Below are 20,960 nucleotides of genomic sequence, written 5' to 3'. Positions count from 1 at the left end.
TGACGGATATTGATGCCACTCACAGAAATGTGGGTGGCATTTTTATGTAAATAGATAATCAATTCTTAAAAAGAAAAATTCTTGATTGGTAAACTCGTACAGGTTCGTTTGAGTGTTTTAATTTTACAGTTAATTCCTTCTAGGAGGCCGTTGGAAATTCATACTTGGTAGCATGTATGAATGACTGTTTTTTTACAGTGTATCATCGGATAATCGGATAAGATAACGTAGCCTGGATTAATTTGATCTGTTTGTTAGGTTTAAGAATAGATTTAATATTAAGAACTTTAATATTCTGGTCTTCAATTCCAAGAAGATATAGGTGTAAATTATTTTGGGATATCTGGAAGTTACACTTTTTATGTAAAAAACTGGTATTGATTTCTCGTCAATACCAGAAAATATATCAATGCTCCTATCTTTAGCTATAAACTAAAAAACCCCATAACTAGTATTAATAATTACGGAGTTCCTGTTAGTTTTAATTAGAGTTACTTCTTTTTCTTCTTGTCAACTTCAATTGGCTTGTTATCCAAGTCGGTCCGAACAACTAATACATCACAGATCGCTGTCCGGGTAACATATTCGGTAACAGAACCAATTAGGATCCGTTCAACAGCATTTAACCCTGTAGCACCGATCATAATTAGGTCGGCGTTCATTTCCTTTGGCACATCCCGGGCAATAATTGTCTTAGGTGCACCATATTCAATTGAGTAGTTGACATTCTTAACGCCCTTGTCTTTAGCATAATCAATATACTTATCAAGAGTCTTCTTTGCGGTCTCAGTAACTTGTTCAACCATTGAACTATCGAAACTGGAGATGTTTTGGAATGCCCGGGTATCAACAACGTGTAATAACCGTAATTCTGTTTCTTCACCGTTCCGCTTAGCAACAGCAACAGCCTTCTTAAAAGCTAATTCAGCTTCTTCAGAACCGTCAACTGGAACCAAAATATGTTTGTATTGTTGAGCCATATTGTGGTGCCTCCTTAATTATTTACCTCTATTATACACTGAAACAAAAATGACAGTAAAGACTCAAGCGTCTAGTTTTTTCGTTGTTCTGCCTGAAAATAGCCCATTAATGAATAAGCCATTAAAGTCTCACCAACGCAACCGATAACGACCATTGTAACGATAAAGAGAATTGAGTCAGTCCAGGCTGCGATCATCGCTAAAACACCGATGATTAATAGCAGGATCCCCCAGACAATTAACGCTTTGGAGAGGGGAGCTTGCCGGTCAGGATGAAAGATTAGAAATGGCTTGTGGAGATGGGTAAGAAAGAAACAACCTTCAAACGCTGCAATTAAGCCAAAAAGCGTCATTAAAATTGATAATAGCATAGATAAACCTCGTATTTTTAATAAGATATCAATGGGCGTCAACGTTCCCTTTCACGAACATTGACGCCCAGTTGACAATTATGTACGAAAACTCCGTTAGTGCCGTTAATTGTCATTCAGTGTTGACCTGTGTTTAAGACAGGTGGGACACGACTGTTAGCTATTCAGTTACCAAGTGAAAAGGCATACTGGCCAACTAACGAAGCACTAGTCCCAATTTTATAAGACTGTAAGGCAAACCTGCGTTTAGACAACGCGTACACCACAGAATTTTCACCATTTATATTAGCATGATCTACTTGAATTAGCAATTAATTAAGGGCGTTGTGAATGCTGACGAAGCCCATTCTTTTGGGCATTTTTAAGTTGCCAATATTGATTGCCAAGTGCTTGTTCAAAGCGTCCATTCTTCTTCGGGTGGAAGTATTGGGCGTTTTGAATTCTTTTTGGAAGGTATTGTTGGGCAACCCAATCTTGAGGGTAATCATGAGGGAAAAGGTAGTGATTACCATGACCAAGTTTACTAGCACCTTTATAATGAGCATCTTTCAAGTGATCAGGGACTTCGCCAGTTCCGCCAGCCCGGACTTGTTCTAACGCACTGTCGATGGCACTAATTCCCGAATTTGATTTTGGTGAAAGACAAAGTTCAATTACAACGTCAGCTAAGGGAATTCGTGCTTCAGGGAAGCCAATTTGTTGGGCAGCTTGAACAGCGGTAACGGCTCGCTGGACAGCTGGCATGTTAGCGAGACCAATATCCTCATAAGCAATAACAACTAGTCGCCGACAAATGCTAATTAGGTCCCCAGCTTCAACGAGTCTGGCAAGATAGTGGAGAGCGGCGTCGGTATCAGAACCGCGGATTGACTTTTGAAATGCGGAAATCACATCATAGTGAGCATCCCCATCCCGATCACTAGCAATTACTTTCTTTTGCACGCTTTCTTCGATTACTGGGAGGGTTAGGTGGATTATTCCGTCCTTATCTGGATCAGTTGACTTAGCTGCTAATTCGAGGCCGTTTAGAGCACTTCGTAAGTCACCATTTGTTGCGGTTAATAGTTGTTCTTCAGCAGCGGGATCTAATTTAATTGGCATTTTACCTAACCCACGTTCTGAATCAGTGAGGGCGCGATTAACCGCGACTTTCATCTCATCAATACTTAAGGGATGTACCGGGAAAATTTGGGTTCGACTTCGAATTGCCGGATTAATACTAATATAAGGATTTTCAGTTGTAGCCCCAATAAGGATAATTCGACCACTCTCTAAATGGGGAAGCAAGAAATCCTGTTTACTTTTATCTAAACGATGAATTTCATCGAGCAAGAGGATTACTGTTCCGCTCATTTTTGCTTCTTCAGCGACTACTTGAAGATCTTTCTTTGTATCCGTTGCCGCGTTTAGTTTACGGAATGCATACTTGGTTGAACCAGCAATTGCGCTAGCGATACTTGTTTTTCCAGTGCCAGGCGGCCCATAAAGAATTAGTGATGACAACATTTTTGCTTTGACCATTCGGGAAATAATTTTATTAGGGCCAACGAGGTGTTGCTGGCCAACGACCTCACTAAGATTTTGTGGTCGCATTCGATATGCCAACGGTTGCAAAGCTATTCGTCCTTCCTTTTAAATAATTTTTGCCAAAAATGCTTTTTTATCGGTTCCTGGTTTGTCAATGGTCGAGCTTGGAGGTTAGGATATCTCTTTTTGACATCTACTGGTGACTGATAAACCGCTGTTTTGGCAGCTACAACAACAGCTAATGAATCTGGTTCAGTTCGAAATTCTGGTTCGGTTTTTAATGTAAAGTTAGCATTAGCAGCAGTAGCGCTTTTAATGTAATCGCGTAACTCAGCATGGGGAAGATTACCATTAAGAAAAACTTGGGTACCAATCCCTCGCTGTAATTCTTTAGAGACGGCAAATGACCAGTTCCGTTCTTGTAGCTCGGCAACACTAATTGTGAGGCAGACCCGTTCACGAAAAGTACCAAGATATTTTCGTTGTTCGTCTGGTTTGATTTTTGGTGGACCATAAATCGCGTTATCAATCCGTTGTTCCATTGCTGATTTATCTTTTGCCATGGCTTAACCTCCCGTTGATGATGTATTTAACTATTATACCAATAATAGCTAGCCGGTGGTAGAGAAGAGCATTAACTGAAGGACGAAGCTTGATTTGCGCGATTAGACTCGGTAATTTTGGAAATTACTAGTAATAGTAAAAGACTGAGAAAAACAATTCGTTTTTCTCAGTCTAATCAGTAATTAATTACCAATATCGAGAGCTTGGTGCTTTAGTTTAGGGAAAATCTTCTTATCGGCCCAGCCAGTAATTGCTCCTTGGAAAGCAAGGGCAAACAAGGTTCCCAGACCAAAGTTGTAGATTCCACCTTGCATAACAGCGGCAATGATTGCCATGATTGTCGGTGGAATGTATGATAACCACATCGCAACCGTTGCATTTCCCTTGCAGTAACGGAAACGGATAATTTGGAAAAGGTCATCGGCTGGGTGCAGAACTAAGTTGGCCCGTTGATAGATTGAAATGGCTGTCCCGATAAAGGCAACCCCCAAAAAGTTAATGAATACGTAAAGAATAATCATTGGTAGGGTGGTTGCATCAGGCATAATCCGGTTGAAAATATTTGAAAACCATTGGATAAACAGTGAGAATGGCAACATGAAGATAAAGTTACCACCGATCCGTCGCCAATCCCATTTATGCATCAAAATAGCATTAAGGACGGAAGTTAACATTCCTAGTATCATAAATGCCCAGAAAAGAGTAGTCGGCTTGTTTCCAAGAACAGCAATCCCAAGGTTATTTTCGGCAGCTGTCCAATATGCTGAACCAAGAAATTGGGGATGAATGTGTGAACTAGTTACTAGAGTCAGAACGTTCCCCATTGAGTTGATTACAATTGAGAAAGCAAAGAAAGCCCAACTAGCGGCCAGAGAAATCGTCCGCTGCTGTACTTGTCCTTGTGTCGGAATATCATCGTTCATAATTATGCTCCTTTGATCTGTAAACTTACAATCGTGAAAATATTCACGCTTATTACGGAAAATAAATTTACAACCTTCTGAAAGGGTTGTCAATAGTGCGATTGCGACATATTAATCCTTCATAAATAAATTTATTAAATTATATATTAAACGGTTAACATATAAGTGATTTTAAAAACAAAAATTGCAAATAAAAAAATTTTCAGTTATTTTGATTAGAAGGAGGCAGATAATGAAAATTATTATTTCACCAGCACGAAGAATGAAAAGTGATCCTGATTCTTTACCGTATGACGCCTTACCTCAATACTTGGAACAGAGCCAGGAAATATTGAAGTGGTTAAAGACATTAACATTTAAGCAATTACACCAGTTATGGTGGAATTGTAGTGAGCAGCTTGCGCAAACTAATTATCGACGCGTTAAAGAAATGAACCTCACTGATAATCTTACGCCAGCAGTCTTAGCCTTTCAGGGACTTCAATATCAGTACATTGGTGCAGGAGTAATGACCGATCGTCAGTTAAATTATCTTCAAGAACATTTACGAATTTTATCAGGGTTCTATGGAATTCTTAAACCGTTTGATGGAATTTCTCAATACCGTCTGGGAATGGGTGATCGAGCAACGGTTAATCATACTAAGAATTTATATGAATTTTGGGGTGACCGTTTATACCAGGAGCTATTTCGAGATAATCAATTAGTGATTAACCTTGCTTCGAACGAATATTCAAAGGCAATTAAACCGTTCTTACAGTCGCAAGATCGAATGATAACCTGTATCTTTGGTGAAGAAGTTAACGGTAAGATTAAGCAAAAAGCGACCTTGGCAAAAATGGCTCGGGGAAATATGGTTCGCTTTTTAGCAGAAACTGGCGCAACTAGGGCGAATGAGCTAAAAGAGTTTTCTGTTGGTGGATATCAGTTTCGCGCAGATCTTTCTACAACTGAAAAGTTTTATTTTGAACTTCAGAAGCATAAAAAATGAGTTAATAACAAAATGAAGGCCGCAAGTTTGACGACGTCAAACTTGCGGCCTTCGATTTAAAGATTAGTAGTCATGAACCTGTACTTAATAATTGTGGGAAGGGAAAGTAGGTTAAATTGAAATAGTACCAGATTCAATGTACTTTTTCACTAGTGAGATAATCTCTAATTTCTTAATGTATTATTCTTATGTTCAATTAATTTAGATTGTTTAATTTTGAATACCACGTTTTAGATCATCAATAAACTGCTGGACACGACACACTCCAAAATCAGCATAATAAATAATTAGTTGTCCTTTAATTAACTTGAGGACCTTAAAAAGCAGTTAAGCAGGAACCTGCCATTTTAGTATCTGAAGGTAACCTACAAGATCGTGAAGTAATTTTAGAACATGAGTATTTTAATTAGTTCAATATAATCTGAACGGTAGAAGGATGGAAAAAGCAGCGGCTTCTAGGCGAAAATAACAGATTATATTGATAATCCACTTACGTTAATCAAATATAAATAATAATTACTATTTACAGTTATGAATATATAATGTTTTTAATATTTAATCAAATAAAACAATCGGTAGATTCAGATCTTTAGTATCAATCGATAGTTCACCAGGAAGTATCCTTTTCGTAACTAGAAAAGAGGATAGTTTAAACAAAAAGAGAGCCGGAAATTCCGACTCTCTTTTTGAACTTAGCAATCTTAAAGATTACTTGTTGTAGAATTCAACGATAAGTGATTCGTCGATATCAGCATCCATGTCTTCACGGGCAGGGATCCGGTTTAACTTACCTTCAAGCTTGTCAGCATCGAAGTCAACGTATGATGGACGAGAAACAACTGCTTCAACAGCGTTCTTGATAACATCAAGGTTCTTTGACTTATCACGAACAGCGATAACTTGACCAACACTAACTTCGTATGAAGGAATGTCAACACGCTTACCATCAACGGTAATGTGACCATGGTTAACCAATTGACGAGCTTGACGACGAGTAGTAGCCAAACCAAGACGGTAAACCATGTTGTCAAGACGACGTTCAAGTAAGGCCATAAAGTTGGCACCGTGAGTACCTTCCTTAATCTTACCGGCACGTACGAAAAGGTTTGAGAATTGACGTTCAGTCATTCCGTACATGAAACGAAGCTTTTGCTTTTCACGAAGTTGAGTACCGTATTCAGAAAGCTTGCCATGACGATCACGACCATGATCACCAGGAGCGTAAGCCCGACGAGCTAATTCCTTACCAGTACCAGAAAGTGAAACACCTAAGCGGCGTGAAAGACGCCAGCTAGGACCTGTATAACGTGACATAAATAAAATCCTCCAATATTTTTGTTGGAGTAAAATAATCCGATGTGAGATTGACATTCGTGCAGGCTGATCTGAATTGTTCACCCTTGCAGCTGGGTTACTAAAAACACCTTATGGCACCAGTCTGTTGACGAGCTTGCCCCTCACTGCTGCATTATTTTACACAAAGAATAATATACAACAATTCTTCCTTATTCGTCAATAGTCACCATGAGCCGACTAGCAAATTCTTCCATTTCGTTAGCAAATGACTGATTAAACCGACTGAGGATTGGCGCATCTAAATCAAGGACACCATAGAGTGAGCCATCCTGCTTTAACATTGGGACAACAAGTTCTGACTTAGCAGCACTATCACAGGCAATATATGAAGAAAACTTAGAAACATCATCTACAATTTGGGTTCTTTTAGTTGAGGCAGCGACCCCACACACTCCTTTGCCGAGTTCAATATGCATGCAAGCAACCTTACCTTGAAATGGTCCAAGATCAAGCTGATTATTTTTAGAGTTGTAAAGATAAAAGCCAGCCCAATTTAGATTATCTATGCTTTCATTAATTAATGCACTTGCGTTTGCTAAGTTAGCAATTGCTGAATGTTCGTTAGTTAACAGTGCGGAAAGCTGTTCATTTAGTAGGGATAATTCCGTCATAATTGTTCCTTCTTTCTTCTAAAGTATTAAATTGACTCCAGTAATGGTAACCCATTATGGTATAATTTTCATAGAATTTTAGAGCCGATGGATATAATTTGTCAATGACGGCTTAAAAATGTAGGTGGATAAATTGGTTTTTCAAATAATAATTGGAATTTTAATTGTTCTTGCAATTATCTTGGCGGCATTATATTACTACCAAAAACGGTTAATTCGTCAGTATGAGCAGATTAATGCGCAAGTTAAGCAGTTACAAGAAATGAAAATTGCTCAACATTTTAAAAAAGTTGAGCAATTGAAAACAACTGGTGATTCTCAAGAGCAATTAGAGAAGCTTAAAGAGAACTATCAAGATAAGGTCGTTCCTCAAGGAAAGAAACTAGTGGACGAGTTAGAGACAATTAAATCACTAGTCCATACAAGTAAAGCACTCTCTCTTTCTAAGCGGTTGAGTGATTTGGAACTAGTAGTTCAGCAATTAAATGATCAGTGTTTACAGATAAACTCTTCACTTCAGCATTTAGAAGAGCTACATCAGTCTCATAAGCGGGCAATTGATCAAATCAAGCAACGTTATCGTCATTTTCATCACGTCCTTGATGAAAAGAGTTTTGAATATGGTGATAGCATTAAAATGCTTAATGATCGTCTTGGTGAGCTTGAACATGAATATGATCAGTTTTCTAAGCTAAGTCAGACGGGAGACTTTGATGCTGCACAACAAGTATTGACTGATTTAAAGCAGAACAATCAAAAGTTAGCAGACTTGATTGAACAAGTTCCTAAGCTCTATAAACCATTGATTGCTGAATTCCCTACTCAGTTAAATGAATTAGCAAGTGGCTATAAACAGCTAACTAAGCAAAATTATCGCTTCACTATGGATAACATTCCTGAAAAGGTTAATCAGCTTCGGCAGTTATGCCAAGAGAATCTCAAACAGATTAATAGCCTTCAGCTTGATGGGGTTGAGGATTCGATTAAAGACATTGCTGATCAGATTGATGATTTATATGCAACAATGCAAAGTGAAATTGATGCTCGACCACAAGTTGAACATCTGATGAAAGTCTTAGGGAAGTTTATTAACCATGCTGCAATCCAAAATAACGAGTTGAGTAATGAACTTGAGCGGTTAAGCGTTAATTACACGTTGAATAACCACGAAATTGAAACCGCGCGTTCATTAAATGAACAGATTATTAATATTGAGAAGGAATATAAGGACGACCAGGCTGCGATCAATGATCATCGTGCAATTTATAGTCAAGTCCTTGCACGGCAAAATAAAAATGAACGTTCCTTAACTGAAATCGAAAAGCAGCAGGCAGAGATTAATGATGAGGTTGCTAAGCTGCAAGGCGATCAGCAACGGGCTGAACAAATGCTGCAAAAGTACTCAACAAAACTGCGGACAACGCGGCGACAGGTTGAGCAGCTGAACTTGCCGGGATTGCCAAAGGATTATCTAAACTACTTCTTTGGGGTTAGTGATGAAATTAAGCGGTTGGCGGATGAACTGCAAAAATATAAAGTTAATATGGATGAAGTTACTAAACAACTTATCATTGTTGAATCAGACTTAGAAACTCTAGGCGAAAAGACTAATGATATTCGTGATAGTGTTGAGTTAACCGAGCGACTTCAACAATATGCTAATCGCTTTAGTGATGATCCGAAAATCGCTGCTGCAGCGGCAAAATCCCAGGAAGAGTTTAATAAGTTTAATTACACGACAAGCTTGGAAACAATCGCAACGGCTCTGGAAGAGGCTGAACCTGGTAGTTATAAACGGATTGAAGATAGCTACTATAATGAAAAGTAACAAAAATTAAGAGGGTAAGAAAAAGCAGATGTTTTTCTCACCCTCTTAATTATTATCTGCTATAATAAAAAACTGATTTATTGGCGTCGCAACCAAAATATCTATCCAATTTTTAGCGCATTAATAATATTTATAATCAAGCTTTGTTTGATGAAAGGAAAATAAGCATGATCTATTTTGATAATAGTGCGACAACTCAGGTAGCACCTGAAGTTCTCCAAACCTATAATACGGTTAGCCAAAAAATTTGGGGTAACCCAAGCAGCCTTCATAATTTTGGTGAAGAAGCTTGGAACCTGTTGGAACAAGCACGACAACAAATTGCTAACTTATTTCACGTTAATTCAGGCGAAATAATTTTTACCAGTGGTGGTTCTGAAGGAGATAACTGGGTAGTTAAAGGAACTGCGATGGCAAAACAACGCTTTGGTAAGCACATTATTACGACTTCAGTTGAACATGCCGCTGTTCGTAACCCAACGGAACAGCTAAAAGAACTTGGTTTTGATGTGACTTATCTTCCCGTTGATAAGGAAGGACGAATTAATCCAGCAGATTTAAAAGCTGCTATTCGTCCAGACACAATTTTAGTTTCAATTATGGCAGTGAATAATGAAATTGGGACAATCCAACCGATTAAAGAAGTTGGTGAAATATTAAAGGATTATCCAAATATCCATTTTCATGTTGATGCGGTTCAAGCAATTGGCAAGGGAATTGATGACGCTGTTTTTAGTGATCGGGTTGACTTTGCTACATTCTCTGGACACAAGTTTCATGCCCCTCGAGGAACCGGCTTTGTTTATGTTAAGGCTGGTCGAAAGTTAGCACCGCTAGTAGCTGGTGGTGGTCAGGAACGAGGATTACGGAGCGGAACTGAAAATACTCCTGGTGACGTTGCAATGGCCCGGGCAATTCGGTTAGTTAAAGAGGGCGAGGCTGATGCTGTCAAGCGTGAGCAAGCCATTAAGGAACGAATCTATGATCACATTAAGCAGTTTGACCACGTTAGGATCTTTTCGGGACGTGATCAGGGATTTGCCCCGCACATCCTTTGCTTTGCAATTGTTGGTGTTCGTGGTGAAACAATTGTTCACGCGTTTGAGGATCAAGGAATTTATATTTCAACAACTAGTGCTTGCTCATCAAAGAAACATGCTGAAGCAGGAACACTAGCCGCAATGAAAGTTCCAGAAAACGAAGCAACGAGTGCGGTCCGGATTAGTTTAGGTGATCAGAATACGCTGGAAGAAGCAGATCAGTTTAATAAAACCTTTGATAAGCTCTATGCAGGATTTAAGAAAATTATTGAATAGGAGGGAGCGATACTAGTGGATTATACTGAGATTATGGTTCGGTATGGTGAATTATCAACCAAGGGCCATAACAAGAAAAACTTCATTGACCGCCTTGGTACTAATGTGCGGAAGGCGCTTCATCGCTTTGAACAGGTTAAAGTTCATGCTCAGCGGGATCGTCTTCACGTCGAATTAAATGGTGCTAACTACAATCAGGTAATGGAACGGTTGCAGGATGTCTTTGGAATTCAAAATTTCTCGCCATCAGTTAGGGTTGATAAAAGTTTTGAAGCAACTGCTAAGGCTGCTGAACAAATGATTCGTGAACAGGTTAAGTCTCCAATTACATTTAAAATTAATACCCGTCGTTCCGATCATAAATTTCCAATTGATACGTTTGAAATGAATGATCAGCTGGGTGGTTACCTTTTGAAGAAGTTTCCAGATCTTTTGAAGGTTAACGTTCACCATCCTGACTTAACGCTCCGGGTGGAAATTCGCTTGAACGGGATCTTCCTTTCAAGTGAAACCATTAAGGGTGCTGGTGGACTCCCCGTTGGAACCGCTGGTAAAGGAATGATGATGCTTTCAGGTGGAATCGACTCGCCAGTTGCTGCTTATCTGGGAATGAAGCGGGGCGTTTCCATGGAAATGGTTCACTTCTTCAGCCCGCCGTATACCAGTCCTCAAGCCCTTGCTAAGGCAAAGCAATTGACGGAAAAGCTTGCTAAGTATAGTGGGAGCATTAAGTTTATTCAGGTACCGTTTGCCGAAATTCAGGAAACCGTCAAGGAGAAGGTCCCTGAAGGCTACCTAATGACCGTTCAGCGACGGATGATGCTGCGATTAGCTGCCGCGCTAACGATGAAACGTCATGGTTTAGCAATCTTTAATGGTGAATCTTTAGGACAAGTGGCATCGCAAACGATGGAAAGTATGTTAGTAATTAATGATGTTACTAGCCTTCCAGTATTGCGACCGGTTCTTTCCTATGACAAGACCGAAATTATTGATGTAGCGAAGAAAATTGACACTTACGATCTTTCGATTTTGCCATATGAAGATTGCTGTACCGTCTTTACACCACCTTCGCCAAAGACTAAACCTGATCTTGAAAAAACACGAAAATACGAAGAACGTTTGGATATTGAGGGCTTAATCAAACGGGCGTTAGACGGGATTGAAATTACTGAAATTCATTCTGGTGAGGATTTCTTAAACCAGAATGAGGACGTTTTTGCAGAACTTCTTTAAACTTCTGCTTGACGATCGTTTTTAAATTGGCTATTATTACAAACAAATAGTAAATGCGTTGATCAAAAGAGTAGGTAGCTATTTTCTTTGCAGAAAGGGAATAGTTGATGGGATATTCCTAGAAAATAGTTATTGAAAGTAGTTTGGTAGCACTCTAACTGAAATAATAGTAGGTTAGAACGGTTCATTTTACCGTTATAAAATGAATGAGTGAGACTATAACTAGATAGTCTAAAATAGGTGGTACCGCGGAACTCGTCCTATATGTTAGGGCGAGTTTTTTTATTTTTTCAACGTAAAATACTTGTTAATTAACTACTTAGAGGAGGACTCATAATGAGTACTGAAAAAGATATGTCCACTAAGTATGACCCAACAGCTGTCGAAGCTGGTCGTTATCAATGGTGGATTGATCAAGGCTTATTTAAGCCTAGTGGAGATAAAAAGGCACATCCATATTCAATTGTTATTCCACCGCCAAATGTTACCGGGAAGCTCCATTTGGGTCACGCATGGGATACAACGTTGCAGGATATGATTATTCGTCAAAAGCGGATGCAGGGATATGATGTCCTTTGGCTTCCAGGAATGGATCATGCTGGAATCGCTACTCAGGCAAAGGTTGAAGCACGGTTACGCAAACAAGGGATTTCACGTTACGATTTAGGTCGCGAAAAATTTGTTCAACAAGTTTGGGACTGGAAAGATGAATATGCTGACATTATTCATAAGCAGTGGGCCAAAATGGGGATTTCCGTTGATTATGATCGGGAACGGTTTACCCTTGATAAAGGGCTGAACGAGGCTGTTCGGAAAGTCTTTGTTGATCTTTACAATAAGGGATTGATTTACCGAGGAACTTACATTATTAACTGGGATCCACAAGCACGGACCGCATTGTCAGATATTGAAGTTATCCACAAAGACGATAAAGGGGCATTCTATCACGTTAAATACCCATTTACTGATGGAACTAAGTTTAATGGTAAGGATTACATTGAAATTGCTACTACTCGTCCGGAAACGATGTTTGGTGATGAAGCAGTTGCCGTTAACCCGCATGATGAACGGTACAAGGAATTAGTTGGTAAGCATGTGCGGGTTCCGTTAGTTGACCGGGAGATTGAAATCATTGCGGATGATTATGTAACTCCTGACTTTGGTACCGGGATGGTAAAGATTACTCCAGCACACGATCCAAACGACTTCAAGGTTGGTAAGCGTCATAATCTTCCTGAACTAAATACCATGAATGAAGATGCTTCAATGAACGAAAATGCCGGAAAATACGAAGGGATGGACCGGTTTGAAGCCCGGAAAGCGATGGTTAAAGATCTGGAAGATCAAGGCTACATGCTTAAAGTTGATCCAATTGTTCACTCAGTTGGTCACTCAGAACGGACCGGGGTTCAGGTTGAAGCACGGCTTTCGACTCAATGGTTTGTTAAGATGAAGCCATTAGCAGAAGCTGCCTTAAAGAACCAGGAAACTGACGATCGCGTTAACTTTATTCCTGGACGTTTTGAACATACCTTTACACAATGGATGGAAAACATTCATGATTGGGTTATTTCTCGTCAACTATGGTGGGGACACCGGATCCCAGCCTGGTATAACAAGAAGACTGGCGAAGTTTATGTTGGGATGGAAGCACCTAAAGATGCTGAGAATTGGGAACAAGATAAGGATGTTCTTGACACCTGGTTCTCAAGCGCTCTTTGGCCATTCTCGACAATGGGTTGGCCAGACACTGATTCTGCGGATTTCAAGCGTTACTTCCCAACCAACACTTTGGTAACTGGTTACGATATCATCTTCTTCTGGGTTTCCCGGATGATCTTCCAATCACTTGAATTTACTGGTAAGGCACCATTTAGAAACGTTCTTCTTCACGGACTAATTCGTGATGAACAGGGACGGAAGATGAGTAAGTCTCTCGGTAACGGAATCGATCCAATGGACGTAATCAAAAAGTATGGTGTCGATGCTTTACGGTGGTTCCTAATTACTGGTTCAACTCCTGGACAGGATATTCGTTTTAGCTATACTAAGATGGATGCGGCCTGGAACTTCATTAACAAGATTTGGAATGCCAGTCGTTACGTTATTATGAACCTTGGTGACATGCCGGCTCCTGTTCTTCCAGAGAAGAGCATGGCAGATCGCTGGATTTTAAGTCGGTTAAACGCGACTGTTAAGCAAGTTAATGCTCAGTTTGAGAAGTTTGAATTTGGTGAAGCAGGTCGAGCACTTTACAATTTCATTTGGAATGACTTCTGTGACTGGTACATTGAAATGACCAAGGAAAAGCTCAATAATGGGACTGCCGAGGAACAGGCTAACACGAAGAATATCCTTGGTTATGTTTTAGACCAAATTCTGAAGTTAATGCACCCGATCATGCCATTTGTTACGGAAAAGCTTTGGCAATCAATGCCACATGATGGCAAGTCAATTATGGTTGCTAAATATCCAGTTGCTCATGATGAATTTGATGATGATACCGCAACTGAACAAATGAGTCACTTAATTGAATTGATTACTGCAGTTCGGAATATTCGGAACCAAGCAAATGCTCCGATGTCGAAGCCAGTAGATCTGATCATCAAAGTTGAAAATGATCACCTTGCTGAGATGTTTGAAGCAAACAAGGATTACATTGACCGCTTCTGTCATCCAGAAAAATTAATTATTGGAACTGACGTTGAAACACCTAAGCTTGCCTTGTCCGGGATTTTGACCGGAGCAGAAGTTGACATTCCAATGGCGGAATTGGTTGACTTGGATGAAGAACGGGCACGGATGAAGAAAGAAATTGCTAACTTAGAAAAAGAAGTTCAGCGTTCAGAGAAGAAGTTAGGTAACGAGAACTTTGTTAAGAACGCACCAGAAAAAGTTGTGGAAGAAGAACGAACCAAGGCTAAAGAATGGCAACAAAAACTTGATGCTGCTAAGGATCGTTTAGCTTCACTTCAGGATGCTTAAATTATTATTTATAATGTAAGGCCCCATAGTTGGATGAAAAAATCTAATTATGGGGTTTTGTTATACCTGAAATTAGCGATTGACTAATTAAGCTACCCTTACAGAATAGGCAGAAGAACAGGTCGCCTAGTTCAAATTTCAATTCTTTATTTTTATGAATTGCATATCATTTGATAAGATGAAAAATACAGCTAAGTCAAGCGATTAGATTTGAAAAAAGATTAAAATAATTTGGAATAAAAATTGTAATTATTTATCAACAGTATTATGATTAAAGGTGAATGAAACACGGTAACGGTTTCACGTTTATTTCTTTTTCGGAGGGAGGCCTTTATTATGAGTATTCTTAGTCTTGCTCGGTTTCAATTTGCAATGACGACTGTCTACCACTTTTTCTTTGTTCCATTTACTATCGGAACAGCCTTCATTGTTGCAATTATGGAATCAATGTATGTTCATACTAAGAATGAATCATATAAAAAGATGACAAAGTTTTGGGGAAATATTTTCCTGCTGAGCTTTGCTGTTGGTGTTGTTACAGGTATTATTCAAGAATTTCAGTTTGGGATGAACTGGTCTGATTATTCACGGTTCATGGGGGACATCTTTGGTGCTCCATTAGCTTTGGAAGCTTTGCTATCATTCTTCATTGAATCTACATTTATTGGTCTCTGGGTGTTTACTTGGGATAAGGTAAAACCAGGACTCCATGCTTTCTTTATTTGGATGATCAGCTTTGGTTCACTTACTTCTGCTCTTTGGATTCTTACCGCAAACTCATTTATGCAGCACCCGGTTGGTTACGCCATTCGTGGTGGTCGTGCAGTAATGGTTGATTTCGGTGCTCTATTGAAAAACCCTCAATTGTGGTTTGAATTTGGTCACGTTATCTTGAACGCAATTATGATGGGTGGGGTAATCTTTGCTGGATTAACCGCATTTCAATTATTGAAGAAGCGTGAAATTTCCAATGAAGCACGAACTATTTACAAGAAGACGATGCGCCTTAGTTTGTGGATGTCACTAATTTTTGCAATCTTTGGTCTTGTTCTTGGTGATATGCAAATGCAATATCTTGTTAAGGAACAGCCAATGAAGTTTGCTGCTACTGAAGATGTTTACACCACAACTGGTGAACATGCTCCATGGACTGTTGTCGGAATCGCTAACACAAAAGAACATAAGGTTCAAAATAACATTGATATTCCAGATATGTTAAGTGTTTTGTCTTATCACAAGACAACCGGAGCCGTTACCGGGATGAATGAACTGAATGCACAATACAAGAAGAAGTATGGCAAGAATATTGATTATTATCCACCAGTAAATACACTATTCTATAGTTTCCGGATTATGTGTGCAATTTCTGCTTGGATTATTCTAGTTTCATTCGTTGGCTTGATTATGAGTCGTAAGAAGTCGGGATACCTATACAAGCATAAGTGGGCACTTTGGATTTTGGCACTAACCACCTTCTTGCCATTTATTGGTAATACTGCTGGTTGGTTTGTAACAGAATTTGGTCGTGTTCCATGGACTGTTTATGGACTCTTTACTATCCAACAAAGTGTTTCGCCAAACGTTTCTGTTGCTTCGCTGCTAACTTCTAACATTGTTTACTTTGTATTGTTCACAGCTCTTGCAATTACGTTGATCGGCTTGATTGTTCACGAATTAAAGAAGGATCCAACTCAGGCGATCGAGCCAAAGTTCAAGAAGGTTCTTGATCCATTTGATAAGGAGGCGTTCTAAATGAGTTTTCTCCAATTATTATGGTTTATTTTGATTGGTGTCCTCTTTGCCGGCTTCTTCTTTCTTGATGGATTTGATTACGGTGTTGGGATGGCAACCGTTACGTTAAGTAATGACGAAGCAGAACGTGATCAAATGGTTCGGACGATTGGACCTGTTTGGGACGGAAATGAAGTTTGGCTAATTACTGCCGGTGGGGCAATGTTTGCCTCTTTCCCATACTGGTACGCAAGTTTATTTAGCGGTTACTACATTATTTTGATGTTAGTTCTGGTTGGCTTGATTATTCGTGGGGTTTCTTTTGAATTCCGTGCAAAGTCACCAATGCCACGAAAGCGGATTTGGGATTGGGCACTCGGTATCGGAAGTTTTATGGCACCATTCTTCCTGGGTGTTATGTTTATCAGCATGATTCAAGGAATGCCAATTGACGCCAATGGTAACTTCCACGCTACTTTCTTTGATTACATTAACTGGTTCTCCGTTGTTGGTGGGGTTGCTTTAACCCTTTTAACATATCTTCACGGGCTCAACTACATTGCATTAAAGACTGCTGGGGATATTCGTCAACGGGCAAACAATGTTGCTCAGTTCCTCTACTGGGTTCTTTATGTTGGCTTAGTTGTCTTCGCACTGATGCTAATCTTTATGACCGACTTCATGAAGGTTCACCCAGTTGCAACGATTACAATGTTAGTCGTAATGGTTATCTTAACCATCATTGCTCAAGTAGCTGCTATTAAAGGAAAGGAATTAACCGCCTTTATTGCTAGTGGTTTAACTTTAGTTGCATTGGTCGTTCTTCTGTTTGTCGGTCTATTCCCACGGGTACTAATCAGTTCAATTAGCCCACGGTATGACTTGTTGATTCAGAATGCATCATCAACTCAGTACACATTGACAGTAATGACAATTGCTACATGCTGCTTATTGCCATTTGTCCTTGCTTACACGATCTGGGCATACTGGATCTTCCGTAAGCGGATTGCAATGCCAGTTGTTACGGAGGCTAAGTAAGCATTATGATTGATCGATTACTCTTCACGCTTAAGGGGAGCAAACAGATCATGATAAAGCTTGTAGGGTTTTATGTCCTGCAAGCTTTTCTTATCATTGGTCAAGCAATCTCGCTAGCTTCACTATTAACAAATCTTTGGGCTGGTCATTCCCTGGCAAGTGAATGGGGCTGGCTAGTCGGATTTATTAGCTGTTTCATTGGTCGTCACATTATTAATTGGCTTGATACTGTATTGCTTGATAACTATGCTCGGAAAACTGCACAGCATTTGCGGCAAGAATTACTAGCTAAACTATTTAAGCTTGGCCCGCAACTAGTTCAACAACAAGGAACGGGGAATATTGTTACGTTGACTTTAGATGGGATTTCTGAAGTGGAAAACTACATTAATCTTTTGTTTAGTAAGTTTGTCAGCATGATGATTATTCCAGTGATGCTTCTTATTGTCTGCTTTTGGTTAGACTGGATTTCTGGCCTGGTAATGCTACTTGTTTACCCGTTAATAATTCTTTTTATGATTATTCTTGGTTACGCTGCTAAGGCTAAAGCTGATCGTCAATATGCTAACTTTCAAGTTCTGTCAAATCACTTTATTGATTCGTTGCGGGGAATTGACACGTTAAAGTATTTTGGCCTAAGCAAACGATATTCTAAGAGTATTTTTCGTTCAAGCGAACGTTTCCGAAAGTCGACGATGAGTGTTATTCGGGTGGCAATGCTATCTACGTTCGCTCTCGATTTCTTCACTACTCTGTCAATTGCGGTTTTAGCGGTTTTCTTGGGCTTGCGGTTGATTGAAGGCCACCTATTACTATTCCCAGCATTAGGAATCCTAATTTTAGCTCCAGAATATTTCATGCCGATTCGTAATTTCGCTAATGACTATCACGCAACACTTAACGGGAAGAACTCATTTCATGCAGTGGAGAAAATTTTGCAAGAAGAAGTTCCGCCCGAACCCCATGTCGATCTCAAAAAATGGCAAGCGGATAGTAAGTTGGAGTTAAATAATGTGGAGTTTCAATATGAGCACGGAAGTCAATTAGCACCAGTTAACATCAATCTTCATGGCTTCCAGAAAGTAGGAATTGTGGGAATGAGTGGTGCTGGGAAAACCACTTTAATTAATCTTTTAGGTGGCTTTCTCCATCCCACATCCGGGACAATAAAGATTCAGGGACAAACTGTTAAGACCTTAAATATTGAAGATTGGCAAAAACAGATTATCTATATTCCCCAGGATCCATATATTTTTGATGATACTTTACGAAATAATATTTGTTTCTATACGCCGGATGTCAGCCAAGAACAAATTGATAAAGCGATTGAAATGATGGGCCTTACATCACTGGTTGCTGAACTGCCGGATGGACTTGACACAATGATTGGTAAGGGACACCGGCAATTAAGTGGTGGTCAGGCACAACGAATAGCGCTTGCTCGCGCCTTCCTAGATCAGTCGCGGCGAATTTTGATTTTAGATGAACCAACTGCTCACTTAGATATTGAAACCGAGTTAGAGTTGAAGGAACGGATGATTCCAATTATGAAGGATCACCTTGTCTTGTTCGCTACTCACCGGTTGCACTGGATGCGACAGATGGATTACATTATTGTGATGCGCCACGGTAAGATTGTCGAACAGGGAACCTATGATCAATTAATGGCTAAACCAGGATATTTTACAGATTTGGTGTTTGACCGTTCAAAGGGGGAAGATTAATGAATAAAATTCCATTATTGAAAGCCCTCCGTCATGACCGGTGGGTTCGTCCATTTCTCAAAAAATATCGCTGGACACTAGTGCTGGCTATTTCATTGGGAATTTTAACCTTTGTTTGTGCTGGGGGGTTAATGTTCACTGCTGGTTACCTAATCAGTAAGTGTGCAACGATGCCGTTTAACATCTTACTTGTTTATGTTCCAATAGTATTAACGCGGGCTTTCGGAATTTTTCGTCCCGTCCTTCACTATGCTGAACGGTTAACGAGCCATAATTGGGTTTTTAAGATGACCTCAATGTTTCGTAAGCGACTCTATGACTCGTTGGAGAAGGATGCAGTATTTTTCAATAGTAAATACCGGATTGGTGATATCTTAGGGTTGCTTTCCGAAGACGTTGCCCATATTCAAAACCTATACTTGAGAACTATTTTTCCAATGTTGGTTGCTTGTGGTCTTTACCTTATTATTGTAATTGCATTGGGGGCCTTAACACCATGGATGGGATTGTTAATGTTAATCTTATTTGGGTTAATTATTTTTGGAATCCCGGTTTGGTCAATCTTAGTTAATGGGGCACGTCAAGAACAGGAAAAGGAAGCAACTAACAAGCTTTATTCCGATTTAACTGATAATGTGATGGGAATTACAGATTGGGTGCTTTCAGGGAATTCTAGTAAGTATCTTCAACGGCATGATAATGACGAAAAAAAGCTGCTGAATTCGCAACAAAAGATGCACCGCTTCAATAATTTCCGTGACTTCGTTCTCCAAATGTTAATTCTCCTGGTTATTATTTCATTAGTAGTCTGGGGATCCTACCGTTTTGGCGGTCATTGGGGTGCTAATTGGATTGCTGCATTTGTTCTCTGTGTTTTTCCGCTGGATGAAGCTTTAGCTGGATTACCGGCTGCTGCTCAGCAAACGAACGTTTATACGGATTCGTTAGTCCGTTTGAATAGTCTTCCAGAACCTAGTAAGGAAAAGCAAGTGATTCCTCAAATTAAAGCACCATACCAGATTGATATTGATAATCTTAGCTTTCGGTATTCGCCGAATACAAAGCAAATTTTGCAACACTTGAATTTGCAAATTAAGCCTGGAGAGAAGTTAGCGATCCTTGGGCGTAGCGGAACCGGGAAAAGTACGTTAGCTAGTCTAATTCGTGGTGATTTGCAACCTACTGAAGGACAGATAACGATTAATGGCGAGCCAACAGATAAATTTGGCGATCAAATTGCTAACTATATTGGCGTTGTTCACCAGTCGCCATATTTATTTAACACGACCGTTTTGAATAATATTCGTTTAGGAAACGAGGATGCAACAGAAAAAGATGTTTGGAGCGTTCTGAAACGAGTTGGTCTGGAAGAAAAAATTCGTCAATTACCGGATGGTCTCAACACAAAAATCGGTGAGGCTGGACTGATCTTTTCTGGTGGTGAACGGCACCGGCTGTCTTTAGCTCGGATCCTATTAAAGGATGTTCCAATTGTTATTTTAGATGAGCCAACGGTTGGTCTTGATCCACTAACTGAACAGCAGGTTATTGATACTTTTATGAATGAATTAGCTGTGAAGACGCTTATATGGATTACGCACCATTTACAAGGAATTGATGCAATGAATCGCGTGATCTTCCTTGAAAATGGTAAAATAACAATGAGTGGGACACCACAAGAGTTATGGGAAAATAACCCTCATTACCGAAAACTCAAAAAAGCAGATCAAGGTCTGTAAAAAAGAAGCATTCTTGATGAAGAATGTTTTATACTATTAA

Annotated in this window: 16 protein-coding genes, 1 other RNA gene, 1 pseudogene and 1 other annotated feature; of the genes and pseudogenes, 9 read left to right on the top strand and 9 right to left on the bottom strand. The window is 39.6% G+C overall.

The window, feature by feature from the left end; translation table 11 throughout:
• Positions 1–42: 42 nt before the first annotated feature.
• The 7 genes and pseudogenes from HUK45_RS09800 to HUK45_RS07110 form a co-directional block, all read right to left on the bottom strand.
• Positions 43–155: pseudogene (locus tag HUK45_RS09800) on the bottom strand (transposase); the annotation flags it as partial.
• 336 nt (positions 156–491) lie between these two features.
• Entirely contained in the window at positions 492–980 is a 489-nt protein-coding gene (locus HUK45_RS07135; protein ID WP_102168078.1) for a universal stress protein, read from the bottom strand.
• Between the two features lie 71 nt (positions 981–1,051).
• Positions 1,052–1,351 carry a hypothetical protein gene (locus tag HUK45_RS07130; RefSeq protein WP_191911748.1) on the bottom strand — a complete coding sequence of 100 codons (300 nt, stop codon included), beginning with the start codon at positions 1,349–1,351 and terminating at the stop codon, positions 1,052–1,054.
• A gap of 86 nt (positions 1,352–1,437) precedes the next feature.
• Positions 1,438–1,625, bottom strand: a non-coding RNA gene (gene ssrS, locus HUK45_RS07125) — 6S RNA.
• A gap of 41 nt (positions 1,626–1,666) precedes the next feature.
• Positions 1,667–2,944 carry a replication-associated recombination protein A gene (locus HUK45_RS07120; protein WP_191911763.1) on the bottom strand — a complete coding sequence of 426 codons (1,278 nt, stop codon included), beginning with the start codon at positions 2,942–2,944 and terminating at the stop codon, positions 1,667–1,669.
• Positions 2,945–2,967: 23 nt separating this feature from the next.
• Positions 2,968–3,441, bottom strand: coding sequence for a YueI family protein (locus tag HUK45_RS07115; RefSeq protein WP_191911747.1), 474 nt, complete (start codon positions 3,439–3,441; stop codon positions 2,968–2,970).
• 183 nt (positions 3,442–3,624) lie between these two features.
• On the bottom strand, positions 3,625–4,365 hold the full coding sequence (locus HUK45_RS07110; RefSeq protein WP_206683801.1) for a fructose permease: 741 nt from the start codon (positions 4,363–4,365) through the stop codon (positions 3,625–3,627).
• Positions 4,366–4,597: 232 nt separating this feature from the next.
• On the opposite strand from HUK45_RS07110, the gene yaaA reads away from it, so the two are divergent.
• Positions 4,598–5,356, top strand: coding sequence for a peroxide stress protein YaaA (gene yaaA / locus HUK45_RS07105; RefSeq protein WP_191911746.1), 759 nt, complete (start codon positions 4,598–4,600; stop codon positions 5,354–5,356).
• 708 nt (positions 5,357–6,064) lie between these two features.
• Here yaaA and rpsD read toward each other — a convergent pair.
• Positions 6,065–6,670 carry a 30S ribosomal protein S4 gene (gene rpsD / locus HUK45_RS07100; protein WP_191911745.1) on the bottom strand — a complete coding sequence of 202 codons (606 nt, stop codon included), beginning with the start codon at positions 6,668–6,670 and terminating at the stop codon, positions 6,065–6,067.
• Positions 6,671–6,861: 191 nt separating this feature from the next.
• Positions 6,862–7,323: a GAF domain-containing protein gene (locus tag HUK45_RS07095; RefSeq protein ID WP_191911744.1), complete on the bottom strand. Its 462-nt coding sequence runs from the start codon at positions 7,321–7,323 to the stop codon at positions 6,862–6,864.
• 133 nt (positions 7,324–7,456) lie between these two features.
• Here HUK45_RS07095 and ezrA point away from each other — a divergent pair, with 133 nt between their 5' ends.
• From ezrA to cydC, 8 genes are all read left to right on the top strand, one after another.
• Complete coding sequence (ezrA, locus tag HUK45_RS07090; protein WP_206683800.1) at positions 7,457–9,151, top strand: septation ring formation regulator EzrA; 1,695 nt, start codon at positions 7,457–7,459, stop codon at positions 9,149–9,151.
• A 167-nt stretch (positions 9,152–9,318) separates the two neighbouring features.
• Positions 9,319–10,467 (top strand): cysteine desulfurase family protein, encoded by a 1,149-nt coding sequence (locus HUK45_RS07085; RefSeq protein ID WP_191911742.1) that lies wholly within the window; start codon positions 9,319–9,321, stop codon positions 10,465–10,467.
• Between the two features lie 15 nt (positions 10,468–10,482).
• The gene (thiI, locus tag HUK45_RS07080; protein WP_191911741.1) at positions 10,483–11,703 is read left to right on the top strand and encodes a tRNA uracil 4-sulfurtransferase ThiI; all 1,221 of its coding nucleotides are present in this window, start codon (positions 10,483–10,485) and stop codon (positions 11,701–11,703) included.
• Positions 11,704–11,752: 49 nt separating this feature from the next.
• Positions 11,753–11,969 (top strand) — a binding site (T-box leader).
• A gap of 70 nt (positions 11,970–12,039) precedes the next feature.
• The gene (locus HUK45_RS07075; protein WP_206683799.1) at positions 12,040–14,688 is read left to right on the top strand and encodes a valine--tRNA ligase; all 2,649 of its coding nucleotides are present in this window, start codon (positions 12,040–12,042) and stop codon (positions 14,686–14,688) included.
• A gap of 336 nt (positions 14,689–15,024) precedes the next feature.
• Entirely contained in the window at positions 15,025–16,440 is a 1,416-nt protein-coding gene (locus HUK45_RS07070; RefSeq protein ID WP_191911740.1) for a cytochrome ubiquinol oxidase subunit I, read from the top strand.
• Positions 16,441–17,457 carry a cytochrome d ubiquinol oxidase subunit II gene (gene cydB / locus HUK45_RS07065; RefSeq protein ID WP_191911739.1) on the top strand — a complete coding sequence of 339 codons (1,017 nt, stop codon included), beginning with the start codon at positions 16,441–16,443 and terminating at the stop codon, positions 17,455–17,457.
• A gap of 5 nt (positions 17,458–17,462) precedes the next feature.
• Positions 17,463–19,181, top strand: coding sequence for a thiol reductant ABC exporter subunit CydD (cydD, locus tag HUK45_RS07060; RefSeq protein ID WP_191911738.1), 1,719 nt, complete (start codon positions 17,463–17,465; stop codon positions 19,179–19,181).
• Entirely contained in the window at positions 19,181–20,920 is a 1,740-nt protein-coding gene (cydC, locus tag HUK45_RS07055; protein WP_191911737.1) for a thiol reductant ABC exporter subunit CydC, read from the top strand. Before cydD ends, cydC begins: the two co-directional genes overlap by 1 nt.
• The last annotated feature ends 40 nt before the right edge of the window (positions 20,921–20,960 follow it).

It is taken from the genome of Limosilactobacillus urinaemulieris (assembly GCF_014838745.1).
Taxonomy (GTDB): Bacteria; Bacillota; Bacilli; order Lactobacillales; family Lactobacillaceae; genus Limosilactobacillus; species Limosilactobacillus urinaemulieris.
This window is presented reverse-complemented; position numbering and strand designations above follow the sequence as displayed.

Coding starts and splice junctions, on each gene's coding strand:
- HUK45_RS07085 (WP_191911742.1), top strand. CDS start 9,319: ATGATCTATTTTGATAATAGTGCGACAACTCAGGTAGCACCTGAAGTT.
- HUK45_RS07095 (WP_191911744.1), bottom strand. CDS start 7,323: ATGACGGAATTATCCCTACTAAATGAACAGCTTTCCGCACTGTTAACT.
- cydC (WP_191911737.1), top strand. CDS start 19,181: ATGAATAAAATTCCATTATTGAAAGCCCTCCGTCATGACCGGTGGGTT.
- HUK45_RS07110 (WP_206683801.1), bottom strand. CDS start 4,365: ATGAACGATGATATTCCGACACAAGGACAAGTACAGCAGCGGACGATT.
- HUK45_RS07070 (WP_191911740.1), top strand. CDS start 15,025: ATGAGTATTCTTAGTCTTGCTCGGTTTCAATTTGCAATGACGACTGTC.
- HUK45_RS07075 (WP_206683799.1), top strand. CDS start 12,040: ATGAGTACTGAAAAAGATATGTCCACTAAGTATGACCCAACAGCTGTC.
- yaaA (WP_191911746.1), top strand. CDS start 4,598: ATGAAAATTATTATTTCACCAGCACGAAGAATGAAAAGTGATCCTGAT.
- cydB (WP_191911739.1), top strand. CDS start 16,441: ATGAGTTTTCTCCAATTATTATGGTTTATTTTGATTGGTGTCCTCTTT.
- cydD (WP_191911738.1), top strand. CDS start 17,463: ATGATTGATCGATTACTCTTCACGCTTAAGGGGAGCAAACAGATCATG.
- HUK45_RS07135 (WP_102168078.1), bottom strand. CDS start 980: ATGGCTCAACAATACAAACATATTTTGGTTCCAGTTGACGGTTCTGAA.
- HUK45_RS07115 (WP_191911747.1), bottom strand. CDS start 3,441: ATGGCAAAAGATAAATCAGCAATGGAACAACGGATTGATAACGCGATT.
- rpsD (WP_191911745.1), bottom strand. CDS start 6,670: ATGTCACGTTATACAGGTCCTAGCTGGCGTCTTTCACGCCGCTTAGGT.
- HUK45_RS07130 (WP_191911748.1), bottom strand. CDS start 1,351: ATGCTATTATCAATTTTAATGACGCTTTTTGGCTTAATTGCAGCGTTT.
- HUK45_RS07120 (WP_191911763.1), bottom strand. CDS start 2,944: ATGCGACCACAAAATCTTAGTGAGGTCGTTGGCCAGCAACACCTCGTT.